General features: G+C 42.7%; 15 protein-coding genes. 14 read left to right on the top strand and 1 reads right to left on the bottom strand.

What is annotated here, in order from left to right; all coding sequences use genetic code 11:
• Positions 1-76: 76 nt before the first annotated feature.
• From purD to purB, 7 genes are all read left to right on the top strand, one after another.
• Positions 77-1339: a phosphoribosylamine--glycine ligase gene (gene purD, locus PCY07_RS07415; protein ID WP_301355721.1), complete on the top strand. Its 1263-nt coding sequence runs from the start codon at positions 77-79 to the stop codon at positions 1337-1339.
• 298 nt (positions 1340-1637) lie between these two features.
• Positions 1638-2129, top strand: a complete 492-nt coding sequence (purE, locus tag PCY07_RS07410) for a 5-(carboxyamino)imidazole ribonucleotide mutase (protein WP_013904394.1) — start codon at positions 1638-1640, stop codon at positions 2127-2129.
• Complete coding sequence (purK, locus tag PCY07_RS07405) at positions 2116-3207, top strand: 5-(carboxyamino)imidazole ribonucleotide synthase (protein ID WP_041826162.1); 1092 nt, start codon at positions 2116-2118, stop codon at positions 3205-3207. Before purE ends, purK begins: the two co-directional genes overlap by 14 nt.
• Positions 3208-4158 carry a ketopantoate reductase family protein gene (locus PCY07_RS07400; RefSeq protein WP_014712624.1) on the top strand — a complete coding sequence of 317 codons (951 nt, stop codon included), beginning with the start codon at positions 3208-3210 and terminating at the stop codon, positions 4156-4158. It begins immediately after the preceding gene.
• A gap of 9 nt (positions 4159-4167) precedes the next feature.
• The gene (locus tag PCY07_RS07395; protein WP_003015370.1) at positions 4168-4395 is read left to right on the top strand and encodes a hypothetical protein; all 228 of its coding nucleotides are present in this window, start codon (positions 4168-4170) and stop codon (positions 4393-4395) included.
• A gap of 32 nt (positions 4396-4427) precedes the next feature.
• The gene (locus PCY07_RS07390; protein WP_014712625.1) at positions 4428-6227 is read left to right on the top strand and encodes a serine/threonine-protein kinase; all 1800 of its coding nucleotides are present in this window, start codon (positions 4428-4430) and stop codon (positions 6225-6227) included.
• A 272-nt stretch (positions 6228-6499) separates the two neighbouring features.
• A complete protein-coding gene (gene purB, locus PCY07_RS07385; RefSeq protein ID WP_003013885.1) occupies positions 6500-7798 on the top strand; it encodes an adenylosuccinate lyase in 1299 nt (432 codons plus the stop codon).
• 464 nt (positions 7799-8262) lie between these two features.
• On the opposite strand, the gene PCY07_RS07380 is transcribed toward purB, so the two are convergent.
• Positions 8263-8979, bottom strand: a complete 717-nt coding sequence (locus tag PCY07_RS07380) for a GntR family transcriptional regulator (protein ID WP_014712626.1) — start codon at positions 8977-8979, stop codon at positions 8263-8265.
• 132 nt (positions 8980-9111) lie between these two features.
• Here PCY07_RS07380 and PCY07_RS07375 point away from each other — a divergent pair, with 132 nt between their 5' ends.
• The 7 genes from PCY07_RS07375 to PCY07_RS07345 all read left to right on the top strand — a co-directional run bounded on the left by PCY07_RS07375 (position 9112) and on the right by PCY07_RS07345 (position 15909).
• On the top strand, positions 9112-10899 hold the full coding sequence (locus PCY07_RS07375; RefSeq protein ID WP_301355717.1) for a beta-galactosidase family protein: 1788 nt from the start codon (positions 9112-9114) through the stop codon (positions 10897-10899).
• Complete coding sequence (locus PCY07_RS07370; RefSeq protein ID WP_003009322.1) at positions 10896-11372, top strand: PTS system mannose/fructose/N-acetylgalactosamine-transporter subunit IIB; 477 nt, start codon at positions 10896-10898, stop codon at positions 11370-11372. Before PCY07_RS07375 ends, PCY07_RS07370 begins: the two co-directional genes overlap by 4 nt.
• Positions 11373-11398: 26 nt before the next feature.
• Positions 11399-12313, top strand: coding sequence for a PTS mannose/fructose/sorbose/N-acetylgalactosamine transporter subunit IIC (locus PCY07_RS07365; RefSeq protein WP_301355715.1), 915 nt, complete (start codon positions 11399-11401; stop codon positions 12311-12313).
• The gene (locus PCY07_RS07360; RefSeq protein ID WP_023920055.1) at positions 12300-13118 is read left to right on the top strand and encodes a PTS system mannose/fructose/sorbose family transporter subunit IID; all 819 of its coding nucleotides are present in this window, start codon (positions 12300-12302) and stop codon (positions 13116-13118) included. The genes PCY07_RS07365 and PCY07_RS07360 overlap by 14 nt, the downstream gene beginning before the upstream one ends.
• Positions 13119-13129: 11 nt before the next feature.
• Positions 13130-13534 carry a PTS sugar transporter subunit IIA gene (locus PCY07_RS07355; RefSeq protein WP_003002366.1) on the top strand — a complete coding sequence of 135 codons (405 nt, stop codon included), beginning with the start codon at positions 13130-13132 and terminating at the stop codon, positions 13532-13534.
• 83 nt (positions 13535-13617) lie between these two features.
• Positions 13618-14787: an SIS domain-containing protein gene (locus PCY07_RS07350; protein WP_301355713.1), complete on the top strand. Its 1170-nt coding sequence runs from the start codon at positions 13618-13620 to the stop codon at positions 14785-14787.
• A gap of 81 nt (positions 14788-14868) precedes the next feature.
• On the top strand, positions 14869-15909 hold the full coding sequence (locus tag PCY07_RS07345; protein ID WP_301355712.1) for an aldose epimerase family protein: 1041 nt from the start codon (positions 14869-14871) through the stop codon (positions 15907-15909).
• Positions 15910-16329: the final 420 nt, after the last annotated feature.

Here is a 16329-nt window from a genome sequence, read left to right as displayed (position 1 = left end):
CTTTTGCTGAAATCATTAGAATAAAACGAACGATTATGATATAATTTAATAAAATAATTCGCAAAAGAGGTTCGAGATGAAACTTTTGGTTGTTGGATCTGGCGGTCGTGAGCATGCGATTGCTAAGAAATTGTTGGAGTCTACAAACGTTGAGCAGGTTTTTGTGGCTCCTGGTAATGATGGGATGCGATTAGATGGTCTGGATTTGATCAATATCGGAATTTCCGAACATTCTAAGCTGATTGATTTCGCAAAAGTCAACGATATTGCTTGGACCTTTATCGGTCCAGATGATGCCCTTGCGGCTGGAATCGTGGATGATTTCAATGTAGCTGGTCTCAAGGCTTTTGGTCCGACCAAGGTTGCGGCTGAGCTGGAGTGGTCTAAGGATTTTGCTAAGGAAATCATGGTCAAATACGACGTTCCGACAGCAGCCTATGGAACCTTTTCAGATTTCGAGGAAGCCAAGGCTTACATCGAGGAAAAAGGCGCTCCAATCGTGGTCAAGGCAGACGGCTTGGCCCTTGGGAAAGGTGTCGTCGTTGCGGAGACAGTTGAGCAAGCAGTTGAAGCCGCTCACGAGATGCTTTTAGACAATAAATTCGGTGATTCAGGTGCGCGTGTGGTCATCGAGGAATTCCTTGACGGGGAAGAGTTCTCTCTCTTTGCTTTTGTCAATGGGGATAAGTTCTACATTATGCCGACGGCTCAGGACCACAAACGTGCCTACGATGGCGACAAAGGTCCTAACACTGGTGGGATGGGTGCCTATTCACCAGTTCCTCACTTGCCACAGAGCGTGGTTGACACAGCGGTTGACACCATTGTCAAGCCAGTTCTTGAAGGCATGATCAAAGAAGGGCGTCCGTACCTAGGTGTCCTTTACGCGGGGCTAATCTTGACAGCTGATGGACCGAAAGTCATCGAGTTCAACTCACGCTTTGGTGACCCTGAAACGCAAATCATCTTGCCTCGTTTGACATCTGACTTTGCACAAAACATCACTGATATTTTGGATGGCAAAGAGCCAGCCATCACTTGGACGGACAAGGGTGTGACACTAGGCGTGGTTGTAGCCTCAAACGGCTATCCACTCGCTTATGAGAAGGGTGTCAAGCTTCCAGCCAAGACAGATGGTGACATCATCACTTACTATGCTGGTGCCAAATTTGCTGAAAGTGGCCAAGACCTTCTCTCAAACGGCGGACGCGTCTACATGCTGGTCACAACAGCAGACACCGTCAAAGACGGCCAAAATATCATCTACAACGAACTCAACAAACAAAACACAGAAGGCCTGTTCTATCGTACGGATATCGGTAGCAAGGCTAACAAATAAAACTCTTTGAAAACCTTCGATTGCCTGTGTTAAAGCTCCTTGCTGAACGTTAGTTCTATCTTCGTCGCTTTGCCTTGTCACTCTGTGGTTTTCTTCGAGTTTTTGAATATTAGTGCTATATTAGGCGACGAAGTCGCCAAACACGATAATGGTCGCCGTGGTGAAAAGACCAGAACAGCATCTGTTCTGGTCGGGGGAAACTTTGAGACCTTAGGCTCAAAGTTTAGGAATGAAACCGAAGGTTTGCTTCCGTCCCCACCACCTAAGACCATTATCAAAAAAAGAAAAAGGAAAAATTATGACTAAACCAGTAATTTCCATTATCATGGGCTCAAAATCCGACTGGGCAACCATGCAAAAAGCTGCTGAAGTCCTCGACAACTTCGGCGTCGCTTACGAAAAGAAAGTTGTCTCTGCCCATCGGACGCCTGACCTCATGTTCAAACATGCGGAAGAAGCACGTAGCCGTGGCATCAAGGTCATCATCGCGGGTGCAGGTGGTGCAGCTCACTTGCCAGGGATGGTTGCTGCTAAAACAACCCTTCCAGTTATCGGCGTACCCGTCAAATCACGTGCTCTTAGCGGTGTGGATTCACTCTATTCTATCGTTCAGATGCCAGGTGGAGTGCCTGTCGCAACTATGGCGATCGGTGAAGCTGGTGCGACTAATGCAGCCCTCTTTGCCCTCCGTCTCCTTTCAGTAGAGGACCAGGCTATTGCGACAGCATTGGCAGATTTTGCTGAAGAACAAGGAAAAATTGCAGAGGAGTCTACAAATGAGCTCAACTAAAATCATTGGGATCATCGGTGGTGGCCAGCTCGGTCAGATGATGGCGATCTCAGCTATCTACATGGGGCACAAGGTCATCGCCTTGGACCCAGCAGCTGATTGCCCAGCCTCTCGTGTGGCGGAAATCATCGTGGCCCCTTACGACGACGTAGAGGCTCTTCGTCAGTTGGCAGATCGCTGTGATGTTCTCACTTATGAATTTGAAAATGTGGATGCTGACGGCCTTGACGCTGTTATCAAAGACGGTCAGCTTCCACAAGGAACAGACCTACTCCGCATTTCTCAAAATCGAATCTTTGAGAAGGACTTTCTTTCCAACAAGGCCCAAGTCACTGTGGCCCCTTACAAGGTTGTGACCTCAAGCCAAGATTTGGCAGATATCGACCTGTCTAAAAACTATGTCCTCAAAACAGCGACAGGTGGCTATGATGGACACGGACAAAAGGTTATTCGCTCAGCAGCAGATTTGGAAGAAGCATACACTTTAGCGGACTCGGCAGACTGCGTTTTAGAAGAGTTCGTCAACTTTGACCTTGAAATTTCTGTCATCGTGTCTGGTAATGGCAAGGACGTGACAGTCTTCCCTGTTCAGGAAAATATCCACCGCAACAACATTCTTTCAAAAACCATTGTGCCTGCTCGCATTTCAGAAAGTCTAGCTGAAAAAGCCAAAGCCATGGCAGTGCGAATAGCTGAACAACTCAACCTTTCTGGAACGCTATGTGTGGAAATGTTTGCGACAGCAGATGACATCATTGTCAACGAAATTGCGCCACGTCCACACAATTCAGGGCATTATTCAATTGAAGCTTGCGACTTCTCCCAGTTTGATACCCACATCTTGGGTGTTCTCGGAGCGCCACTCCCAGCAATCCACCTTCATGCGCCTGCTGTCATGCTCAATGTTCTCGGCCAACACGTCGAGGCTGCTGAAACGTATGTGACAGAAAATCCAAGCGCTCACCTCCACTTATATGGTAAACTAGAAGCAAAGCACAACCGCAAGATGGGGCATGTGACTTTGTTTAGTGATGTGCCAGATAATGTGGTTGAATTTGGGAAAGGGATTGATTTTTAAGTGAAAATAGCGATTCTAGGACTTGGAGTCATCGGGACCACTTATGCCTACGCCTTTCAAAAAGCAGGCCATCAAGTGGAGCATGTACTGAGAGATAGTAAGAAAAGCACTGCTCCGAAGGAGTTGTCGGTTGATCTACTAGATGGTCGCTATCATTCCAAAGGTGAAAACAAACACGACACCTATGAGGTTCATGTGGCAGAAGCTGATTCGGAATACGATTTTATTTTTCTGAGTGTGCGTCATGGGCTTGTCAAAGAAGCTGTGGAAACCTTGCGAAAAAATAATATCAAAGGCACCCTTGTTTTCTTCTGTAATTTCTGGGATACTCGAAAAGAGGTCCAAGAGTGGGCAGGGGATTACGACTATATTTTGGCTTTTCCGACAGCGGGTGGTCACATGCAGGAGAACCATTTGGATGGTGTCTTGTTCGACCATTTAATGCTAGAAGGTGAGCAAAAAGCACACATTTCTAACTATGCTGATCTGACGGCTTTACTAGTTTCTGCAGATTTGAAGTGGGAAGTGCCTCATGATATGGTCGAGTGGATTTGGATTCACATGGCGATTAATGCAGGTGTCACTTCGACAGCAGCACGTTCAGGGAATCTGGAAAACCCAGAAGAACTGGCTTTGAATTTGATGAATAGTTCATCGGAATTATCATTAGCCATCAAGGCCATTCGAGAAGCTTTGAAAGTCGTAGAAGCGCGTGGCGTGAATTTGAAGCTTTATAAGGCAGAACTCTTACCCTACAAAATTCCCGCTTGGATAGCCGGCAAGGCCATGAAAGTCATGTTTGCGAAAAATGAGCTAACCCGAAAAATCATGACCTTGCACAATGATAAACAGGACATTTTTTACTGCTGTCAAAGTGTTTATCAGACTGGTCAGGAGTTAGGTGTGAAGATGCCTATTTTGGAAGCAAATATGAAGGGCATTTCGATTTAGGAGGTTTTTATGATTCAACTCATTGTCAACGCATTTGTTGAAAAAGAAAAGACGGGAGCAGTCGTCGAAGTCTTGTATGCTAGTAGCGATCACGAAAAAGTGAAAGCTAAGTATGAAGAGCTGACTGCTCAATATCCTGAAAACTATTTAGCCATCTATGATCTGCCTCTGGATACGGATTTGAATACATTGGGTCATTATCCATCTGTGTGGATTGGAAAAGAAGAGTTTGAATAATCATGGAATTTGTTTGACAGGAGTGAGGAATTATGGATTTAACAGATGAGCATATTGATTGTCTTAAAAATCAGTTTAAAATTGATGAAGTTTTGGACTCTATTGACTATAGTTTCGTCGAAATTCTAGGTCAAGGAGGTCAAGGAGTAGTAGTTTTGACAAATGATAGTACTGGCATGAAAAAAGCGGTTAAAATTATGAAACTACCAACTTCTGGCGGCCATGCAAATACGGTAAAAATCGAGAGACTAAAAAATGATATTGACTTTTGTTCACAATTTAATCATGAAAATATTATTCAGTATCAATTACATGGAGAATATCCAAATTACGGACAAAGAGCAAAATTTCTATATGCAGTAATGGATTATTTTCCAAAAAATCTTAGGGATGTAATAGGTGAATCTGAAAGTTATTCACCACAACAAAGATTTAATTTTTTAATTCAATTGTCAAAAGCTATAAGCTATGCTCATAATAAAGGAATAATTCATAGAGATATAAAGCCGGAAAATATTTTAATAAAGGATAATACTCTAGTTTTAACTGATTTTGGAATTGCACATTTCAAGGATTCCAACTTAACACAAGATAACGATTTACTAAACAATAGGAATTATTTAGCACCTGAGCAAAAAAATAGAGGTAATGCAACTACTATCACGGGTGCAGCAGATGTTTTCGCTCTTGGATTGATTATTAATGAGTGTTTTACAAAAAATAATCCTCATGGGAATGATTACCCGTTAATTAGTAATTACTATCCATTTCTTTTTGAGCTAGATGATCTTGTTGAAAAATGTTTAAATAGTGATTCCAAGAATCGTATCTCCATAAATGGTGTACTAAGTGAAATTAAGAATATTTATCAAAATTTAAAGTCAAAACTGGATAAAATAAAAAATTCTTTCACAGTTCCAGATGATTTATCAGAAGAACTCACGCATTCAATCATCAATGAGATATTAGACAAAGCTAGTCAAGATGTATATTTTGTAACAAATGATAAAAAATTGATGATAAATAGGAAACAATATAATCTGAATTATCATTGGGAGATTGGATATTCTGTGACACCGTATTTGAAAGATTTAACGGTCCGTATGCATATCTTGAAACTTTGTCAACAAAAGTTTAGTTATGAGATGAATTATGAAGGAGGCCCATCGTTAGATTTTCTGGATTTAAGAAATGAGAGTGATTTAGAACTATATCAGAGATTAGAAGCGGTATTAGAAAAATACAATGCTTGTGGGGATAAATTATCTGGTCAAATTAAGAAATATTTTATAGGCAATTTATTCTATCATGCAGAAGAAGTATTAGAATTTATTGAGAATGAAAGGTATATTTTTGAAAGGGTCCTTAAAAATATTGAAAATGCACCAATTCTATGGTTGTCTATATTTATATTAGAGCAAGATCTTGAACAAACTGAGTTAATTAACAATATTGATATTTGTTGGGATAGAACAATCTCTTATTTAGAAAACTTGGACAATAGTCCTTTATTTGAAAAAGAAACTGCCTTCCAAATGGCTTTTGAGAAAAATATTGAGAACATTTGTCAAAAGCTTACTAATCAATTGGGAGGAAGTTATGATCTTTTCGAAGACAAAATTAGATTCATTTTTGATGAACCGTCCCAATTTGAAAAATTAAAAGAATATGGATTTCAGTTAGCTAAACCATATTATGTGTTTGAAGGTGATGTTATTGATTTGTTTAAAAAATCTAGAATGATTGATAAACAGATAATTTGGGATTTGGATAAAGATTGGGATATTAGAATTTTATTAGCTAAAATACTAGGATTAAAAAAGATTAAGTGAAAATGTAGATTATAATTTTTATAACGCATAATCTACCATATAATTATTCCTATTGAATAAATAAGAATCAAGGAGAAAAAGTCGTATTCACTAAAACTGAATACGAACTATGGACTTCCTAATTGTAAACAAAGAAAGGAAATGGGCATCTAGTTTGCAGAACTGAACCCGAGCGGAAAGCTCGGAATTTAGATAAGCCTCCTAGGACGCAAGAGTCCGTCGTTGGTTTCCTAAAATTTAGTCGTTTTCTAGTCGCCCTTGGTATCTTAAACATGATCGAACGTTACTCTCGCCCAGAAATGGCGAACATTTGGACTGAAGAAAATAAATACCGTGCTTGGCTTGAGGTGGAAATCTTGGCGGATGAAGCCTGGGCTGAGTTGGGAGAAATCCCTAAGGAGGATGTGGCTTTGATTCGTGAAAAAGCGGACTTTGACATCGACCGTATTTTGGAAATCGAGCAGCAAACTCGTCACGATGTGGTTGCCTTTACACGTGCGGTTTCTGAAACGCTTGGTGAAGAGCGTAAGTGGGTTCACTATGGGTTGACTTCTACTGACGTGGTAGATACGGCCTATGGTTACCTCTACAAACAAGCCAACGACATCATCCGCAAGGACCTTGAAAACTTCCTCAACATCATCGCTGACAAAGCGAAAGAACACAAGTTTACCATCATGATGGGGCGTACCCACGGTGTGCACGCTGAGCCGACAACTTTTGGTCTTAAATTGGCTACTTGGTACAGCGAAATGAAGCGCAATATCGAGCGTTTCGAGCATGCGGCTGCTGGTGTGGAAGCTGGGAAGATTTCTGGTGCGGTTGGTAACTTTGCCAATATCCCACCATTCGTTGAAAAATACGTCTGCGATAAATTGGGTATCCGTGCTCAAGAAATCTCTACACAGGTCCTTCCTCGTGACCTTCACGCTGAGTACTTTGCAGTTCTTGCGAGCATCGCAACTTCTATCGAGCGGATGGCAACTGAAATTCGTGGTCTTCAAAAATCAGAGCAACGTGAAGTGGAAGAGTTCTTTGCTAAAGGTCAAAAAGGGTCTTCAGCAATGCCTCACAAACGCAACCCAATCGGTTCTGAAAACATGACAGGTCTTGCACGTGTGATCCGTGGTCACATGGTCACAGCTTATGAAAACGTAGCCCTTTGGCACGAACGTGATATCTCTCACTCATCAGCTGAGCGTATCATCGCACCAGATACAACCATCTTGATTGACTACATGCTCAATCGTTTCGGAAACATTGTTAAGAACTTGACAGTCTTCCCAGAAAACATGATCCGCAACATGAACTCTACATTTGGTTTGATCTTCAGCCAACGTGCTATGTTGACTTTGATTGAAAAAGGTATGACGCGTGAGCAAGCTTACGACCTTGTTCAACCAAAGACTGCTCAATCATGGGATAACCAAGTTGACTTCAAACCACTTCTTGAAGCTGATCCAGAAGTAACTTCACGTCTCACTCAAGAAGAAATCGACGAAATCTTCAACCCAACCTACTACACTAAACGGGTGGATGAAATTTTTGAACGCATCGGTTTGGGTGACTAATCGCAACGAAAAACGGGAATTTGAAAAATAGACGAAAGAGGCTAGGCAAAAACTGTCCAGCCTTTGATGTTTGATAAGAATAACCGCAAGATGCAGTGGTTGATTGCTCAAAGCACTGCTTTGAGGTGGTGGATAGGACTTGTGAAGCAAGTATCCTAAGTCTTTGTTCGCTTATGAAGCTCCAAAGATGACCTATGGTGACGGAAACAATGTTTCCTTTATCTGCAGTCTTCAACAGTCTCCCAGACTGTTGAAGCTATGCGGTGTGATAAGATCGAAAAAGTTCGGGGAACCTTTTCGATCTTTTTTAATTCCTCGGAGTTCTTTCCCACTCCCATTTTTAAACTTTTTATAGCTAAACTATCACTAATTATATATATTTTTAAAGAGGTCTTTAGAAATCGTTTTCAACATGTTATACTGAACCTATAAAAAAGACCGAGGTGTCTCAGTCTTTTTGGTTCTTAGTGATCGCGACTACAGGAGATGAATTTAATTTTGTAGTAGTCACCGCGTTTATAGGTTTCCGTGTATTCAAGGATTTGGCCAGTCGCTTCTAACTTGGTTGTCTTCACTTGTTTGACCGTTGGGAAATTTTCGTCGATCTTTAATACTTTGGCCACCTTGCTAGGTGTAGGGAAGACGATTTCGTTGACTTCTTCGAAGTGCTCATCATTCATATGAATGTGGTAGTCTTCTTTGAAGCGATCATAGATAGAGCTATAGTATTCCAAATTTGGATAGTTTGGATTGATGTATTGTTCAGGAATATAGGTTTGGTGGAAAATATAGGTATCATCCTCTATTTGACGAGTCCGTTCGATCTTATAGTAGAATTGCGTTGGATTGAGGCCTAGTTTGTCTAGGATGTTCAAGGTATTTCCGCGTTTAATAGAGAGAACTTTGACTTTGGCCTTTTGGATGGGGAAAGTTTCAACATCTGAAAACTCAACCAGTTTGTGTTTTCGAGCACGAGAAACAAAGGTCCCTTTTCCTTGCTGGCGGACAATGTAACCATCAGCAGCGAGGTCGTTCAAAGCACGGACAACGGTGATAGAGCTGACATCATAAATTTTAATGAGTTCAGCTTCAGTATAAAATTTATCTCCATTTTCAAATTTTCCGGAGATAATTTGCTGCTTCAATTCATCTTTGATGTGTTGGTACTTTGGAATTGCCATAGTGCTACCTCTCTTTAGATTTCTCTTATTTAACCCTATTTTAACATATTTTTTATAAAAGTGTTGACATTTTTTAAATAATTTATTATATTAATAAATGAAAAGGGTTACATATAAGAAAGGGGGGCGTTTATGGGAGTTTTTGAGATTCGCGATGCTTTCTATTTAAAAGATCAACCCTTCAAGATTTTATCCGGAGCGATCCATTATTTCCGAATTGACCCAGCAGACTGGTATCATTCCTTGTATAATCTAAAGGCTTTGGGGTTTAACACGGTTGAAACCTATGTCCCTTGGAATGCGCATGAACCCCGCAAAGGGCAGTTTGACTTTAGTGGTCGATTGGATCTAGAGCGTTTCATTCAAACAGCCCAATCCCTTGGACTTTACATGATTGTAAGGCCGTCGCCCTTTATCTGTGCAGAGTGGGAATTTGGTGGATTACCAGCCTGGCTCTTAGAAGAAGACCTGCGAATCCGCTCATCAGACCCAGCCTTTATCGAAGCAGTGGATCGTTATTATGATCGCTTGCTTGGCTTGTTGACACCCTACCAAGTGGATCAGGGTGGTCCAATACTCATGATGCAGGTGGAAAATGAGTACGGCTCTTATGGAGAGGATAAGGATTATCTTCGTGCCATTCGGGATTTGATGAAGGAAAAAGGCGTGACCTGTCCTCTCTTTACATCAGATGGACCATGGCGAGCAACGCTAAGAACAGGAACCTTGATCGAAGAAGACCTCTTTGTGACGGGAAACTTCGGTTCCAAAGCAGCCTATAACTTTGGTCAGATGCAGGAATTCTTTAGCGAATACGGCAAGAAATGGCCCTTGATGTGTATGGAATTCTGGGATGGCTGGTTTACCCGCTGGAAGGAACCTGTGATTCAAAGGGACCCAGAGGAGTTGGCAGAAGCTGTCCATGAGGTCTTGGAGCTCGGCTCCATCAATCTCTATATGTTTCATGGCGGGACCAATTTCGGCTTTATGAATGGTTGTTCAGCTCGGGGGACGCTTGATTTGCCACAGGTGACGTCCTATGACTATGGGGCTTTGCTCAATGAGCAGGGCAATCCGACGGAGAAGTATTATGCCATTCAAAAGATGATGGCGACCTATTATTCGGAATACCCACAGCAAGAACCACTTATCAAAGAGTGTTTACCAGAACAAACCTTGCAATTGGCGGCCAAGACTAGTCTTTTTGGGAATCTGGATAATTTGGCTCAAGTCGAGACCAGCCTTTATCCCGAAAAGATGGAAGAGTTGGGGCAAACCACAGGTTATCTCCTATATGAGACAGACCTTGAGTTGGATGCGGAAGAAGAAAGACTGCGCATCATTGATGGTCGGGATCGGGTACAGATTTACCTGGATGATCAACATGTAGCAACGCAATACCAAACAGAGATCGGTGAAGATCTTTTTATCAAAGGAAAAAAGAAAGCGGTTACGAATTTAAAAATCTTGCTTGAGAATATGGGCCGTGTCAACTATGGGCACAAGCTCTTAGCTGATAGCCAGCACAAGGGCATTCGCACAGGTGTCTGTGTGGATTTGCATTTCCACCTTCATTGGAAGCAGTACCCACTGGATTTACAAGATCTCAGTCAGCTCGATTTTTCAAAGGAATGGCAGGCAGGTGCTCCAGCATTTTACCGATATGATTTTCAGCTGGACCACACCCTTGACACTTATCTGGATATGACAGGATTTGGGAAAGGGGTTGTCTTTGTCAACGGCCACAATCTTGGTCGCTTCTGGGAGGTCGGACCGACCACTTCACTTTACGTGCCTCATGGTTTCCTCAAAGAAGGAGCCAATAGCCTGATCGTCTTTGAGACAGAAGGGCGTTACCAAGAGACACTTCAACTTGTTCAACAACCTACATTCAAAGAAGTAAAGGGGGAAAACTTATGACTATTGTAGGATGCCGTATCGATGGACGTTTGATCCACGGGCAGGTAGCCAATCTTTGGACTACCAAACTAAATGTTTCACGTATCATGGTGATCGATGATGAAGTCGCTCAAAATGATATTGAAAAAAGTGGCTTGAAACTAGCGACACCACCTGGTGTTAAGCTCAGTATCTTGCCAGTCGCAAAGGCTGCGGAAAATATCTTGGCTGGAAAATATGATAGCCAACGACTCTTTATCGTAGCTCGCAAACCTGATCGTTTCCTTCGTTTGATCGAAGCAGGCGTTCAGCTTGAAACGCTGAATGTCGGCAATATGTCTCAATCTGATGAGACACGTGCGATTACCCGCTCGATCAATGTGGTGGACGCGGACGTGGAAGACTTCAACAAGATCCACGAAAAAGGTGTAAAGATTACGTCTCAGATGGTGCCAAACGACACTGCAGAAGACTTTATGAAGTTATTAAAGTAAAAGAAAATTTTTAGGAGGAAATTGTCATGATACAATGGTGGCAAATTTTACTACTTACTTTGTACTCAGCTTATCAAATCTGTGATGAGTTGACGATTGTTTCATCAGCAGGATCACCAGTCTTTGCTGGTTTCATTACAGGACTTGTCATGGGGGATTTAAAGACAGGTCTATTTATCGGAGCTTCTCTTCAATTGACAGTGCTCGGTGTAGGTACTTTCGGTGGAGCTTCTCGTATTGACGCAACATCTGGTGCCGTTCTTGCGACTGCCTTCTCAGTAGCAAAAGGGATTGATCCAGAGATTGCTATTGCTACAATCGCTGTGCCAGTAGCAACTTTGTTGACCTACTTTGATATTCTTGGTCGTATGACTACAACTTACTTCGCTCACCGTGTAGATGCTGCAATCGACCGCTTTGACTACAAAGGTATCGAACGCAACTACCTTCTTGGAGCGATTCCTTGGGCTCTTTCTCGTGCCCTTCCGGTCTTCTTCGCTCTTGCTTTTGGTGGATCTTTCGTAGAAACTGTTGTTACAGGTCTTGCTAATGTACAATGGTTGGCAAACGGTCTGAAACTTGCAGGTCAAATGCTTCCAGGTCTTGGATTTGCGATCTTGCTTCGTTACCTTCCTGTTCGTCGTAACCTTCACTACTTAGCACTTGGCTTTGGCTTAACAGCAATGTTGACAGTGCTTTATAGCAATGTTCAAAGCCTTGGTGCTGCAGTGTCTAGCATTGTTGGTTCTGATGTGTTCGCTAAACTTCCAAAAGAACAAGCTATTACTTTTGTTAACAACTTCAAGAGTGTATCTATGATTGGTATTGCCATTATCGGTATCTTCCTTGCAGTACAACACTTCAAAAACAGTCAACGTACAGTCGTAGCTGCTCCAGCAAGCAATGTAGAAAGCGGGGAAATTGAAGATGACGAATTCTAATTACAAACTAACAAAAGAAGATTTTAAACAAATCAACAAACGTAGCCTCTTCACCTTCCAATTGGGTTGGAACTACGAACGGATGCAGGCTTCTGGTTACCTTTATATGCTTTTACCTCAGTTGCGTAAAATGTATGGTGATGGCACTCCAGAATTGAAAGAAATGATGAAATTGCATACGCAATTCTTCAATACTTCACCATTCTTCCACACCATTATCACTGGTTTTGACCTTGCTCTGGAAGAAAAAGATGGTGTCAAATCAAAAGATGCGGTGAACGGGATCAAGACAGGTCTCATGGGACCATTCGCTCCTCTTGGGGACTCAATCTTTGGATCATTGGTACCAGCTATTATGGGTTCAATCGCAGCAACTTTGGCTATTGCAGGAAACCCAGCCGGTATCTTCTTGTGGATCGCTGTGGCAGTTGCTTATGACATTTTCCGTTGGAAACAGTTGGAATTTGCCTATAAAGAAGGGGTTAACCTCATCAACAATATGCAAAGTACCTTGACAGCTTTGATCGACGCAGCTGCCGTTCTGGGTATCTTCATGGTTGGTGCCTTGATTGCCAGCATGATTGGTGTTGAAGTTTCTTGGACTCCACACATTGGGGACAAAGCGATTGAAATTCAAGATATGCTCAACCTTATCTTCCCACGTTTGGTACCAGCTATCATCACAGGTGTAATCTACTGGTTGCTTGGACGTAAGGGTATGAACTCTACAAAAGCTATCTTGCTCATCATCCTTGCAGCAATCGCATTCTCAGCATTTGGCCACTTCTTCTTTGGAATGGCATAATGGAGTAAGGTATGGCAAAAGAGTTAGTATTGGTCAGCCATGGTCGCTTTTGTGAAGAGCTCAAAGCGAGCACAGAGATGATTATGGGGCCACAAGAATCCATCCATACGGTTGCACTCTTACCAGAAGAAGGGCCAGAAGACTTTACCGCTAAATTTGAAGCAACAGTCCAAGGTCTAGAAGACTATATTGTATTTGCCGATCTCTTGGGAGGAACTCCTTGCAACACTGTGAGTCGCTTGATCCTTGAAGGACGTGCGATTGACTTATACGCAGGGATGAATCTTCCGATGGTCATCGAATTCATCAATAGTAGCCTGACTGGTAATGAAGGGGACTACCCTGAACGTGCAAAAGAAAGTATTGTCAAGGTCAATGACCTCTTGTCAAACCTTGATGATGATGAAGATGAGTAGGTTGGTATGGGAGTCTGGGAGCATCATCTCAGGCTCCTTTCCCATTTATCAACGTTAGATTGTAGAAAGGAACAACAGGTTCTATGTTAGACTATACAAAAGAAGACTTGCAGGAGCTAGGAGCAGAGATCACAACACGTGAAATCTACCAACAACCGACGGTTTGGAAAGAAACAGCTCGCTTGTATCAAGAAAGAAAAGCGGAAATAAAAGCTTTCTTAGAAAAAATTGGGCAAGAGCATGACTATATCAAGGTCATCTTGACAGGGGCTGGGACCTCAGCCTATGTGGGAGATACCTTGGTTCCATATTTGCAGGAAGTACACGATGAACGCCACTGGAATTTTCAATCCATTGCGACGACGGATATCGTAGCTCATCCTCAAACCTATTTGAAAAAAGAGGTTCCGACTGTTTTAGTATCTTTTGCCCGGAGTGGCAATTCGCCAGAAAGTGTCGCCACCGTGCAGTTGGCTCAAGACTTGGTTGATGAGCTCTATCAGATCACCATTACCTGTGCCGAAGAAGGAAAACTGGCCCAGCAAGCCCACGGAGATGAGCGCAATCTCTTGCTTCTCCAACCTAAAGAAACCAATGATGCCGGCTTTGCGATGACCTCTAGCTTTACCTCTATGCTTTTGACAGCTCTCTTGGTTTTTGATCCAAGTGAGGAAGAGATCAAGGAAAAACGAGTAGCAGAGCTGGTTGATCTATCTGAGCAAATCTTGGAGAAGGACCGTGCGGTCAAGGAAGTGGTCGATATAGACTTTGAGCGCGTGATCTATCTGGGAGCAGGACCTTTCTTTGGCCTAGCTCATGAAGCCCAGCTCAAGATTTTGGAATTAACAGCAGGCAAAATCGCAACCATGTATGAGAGTCCTGTCGGTTTCCGTCATGGTCCAAAATCCCTCATCAATGACCAGACTCTCGTCTTGGTCTTTGGATCCATTGATCCTTATACCCGTCAGTATGATCTGGACTTGGTTCGCGAAGTTGCAGGGGATCGGATTGCCCGTCAGGTCGTCCTCTTGACCGATCAAGCTGCAAGGATCGAGCATGTACGAGAAGTGTTGGTGAAAGCATCAGCAGACTCCCTAGATATCTACCGTGCCTTCCCTTACATTATCTACGGTCAATTGATTTCTCTCTTGACTTCGCTCAAGGTGCAAAATCGCCCAGACACACCTTCACCGACTGGTACCGTCAATCGGGTTGTTCAAGGGGTGATCATTCATCCATTTCATAAAGAATAGCCACTAATTTTCTATAAAAAGTGGAGTGTTTCTTCTTGTGAAACTGATACAATGGAGAAAAACAGTGAGAGGAGAAGGTTTGTGAAACAGTATCAAGAAAGCGTGTTTGGGGAATGGCAGAATCAAGAGGTTCGGGCTTATCGCATCGAAAATGACAAGGGCTACCAATTATCTGTCATGACCTATGGGGCGACGATTTTAGAATATGTGACACCGGATAAAGAAGACCAGTTTGTCAATATTATCCTAGGCTTTGATCGCTTTGAGGACTATGTGGGCAATAGCCCTAAATATGGGGCTAGTATTGGCCCGGTAGCAGGCCGGATTGCAGGAGCTAGCTTTGAACTCAATGGTCAAACCTATCACTTGGAAGCCAATAATGGTGCTAACTGCAACCACAGTGGACCGACGGGTTGGGACAGTGCCTTGTTTAGCGTGGAGTCGGTAACGGATCAGGAAATCACTCTGTACACAGAGCGTGCAGATGGTACCGGTGGTTTCCCTGGGAATCTCAAGATCTGGGTAACCTATGGTTTGACGGAAGATGGTGAACTCGAGATTGCTTATCGGGTAGAAACGGATCAGGACACCCTAGTCAATCCGACCAACCACAGCTATTTCAACCTATCTGGGAACTTCACCCAGCCGATCAATGACCATGTCTTTCAGATCAACCATCAAGGGCTTTACCCTATCCATCCAGACGGTGTTCCTCTTCAGACCGTGGATAGAGAAAGTCCGGTTGTTCAGCATCTCTACCAAGCTATGCTCTTGGAGGATCTTTTTAAGGACTCTGATCCGCAAATCCGTCTGGTAGAAGGATTAGACCATCCATTTGCTCTTCCAGAAGGGCATGAAAATGCTGGCTTTCTTTACCACCAGCCATCTGGACGTTTCTTGACCTTCAAGTCAGAAGCCCCAGCCTTGGTGGTATATTCAGCCAATTTCGTAGACGAAACGGTTCATCTGCAAGGCCAATCAATGGTTCAGCACAATGGCTTGGCTCTAGAATTCCAAACAGTGCCAGATGCCATTCACAGTGACCAAGCTGAAAAGGTCATCTTGAGAGCAGGTCAAGTCTTTACCAGCAAGACTAGCTACCATGCCATCGCTAAGAAATAAGGAGGAAAGGGGTGACCCAAACAAGAATGTGAAATCCTTGCTTGGGACATCCTCTTTTTCTCGAAAAAAATTTTTTAGAAAAACTATAAGGAAAGTTTAAGCTTCCTATCGTATACTAATACCATCATCAAAGACCTCCTAACTTTGAATGATAAAACTCCTAAAACTTTTTCATAATAATCTCCCTATAAGAGCCACCAAAACCGGTGGCTTTTTTCTGGGAGTGAGACAGAACAATTTTTTAAAATTGTTCGTTGTCTCACCCCCGCACAGTTGATTAGGTAATCTTTGGAGCTATAAGAGCGAACAAAGATACCAATCAACCACTGCGTTATGTAATTATTACTAAACCTATTTCATCTAACCAAGCCTGATAGGGACGTAGACGAGCTTAGGTACATTGACGCAGTTCGAACGCAA

It is taken from the genome of Streptococcus sp. SP1, from assembly GCF_030440005.1.
GTDB classification, from domain to species: domain Bacteria; phylum Bacillota; class Bacilli; order Lactobacillales; family Streptococcaceae; genus Streptococcus; species Streptococcus parasanguinis.
This window is presented reverse-complemented; position numbering and strand designations above follow the sequence as displayed.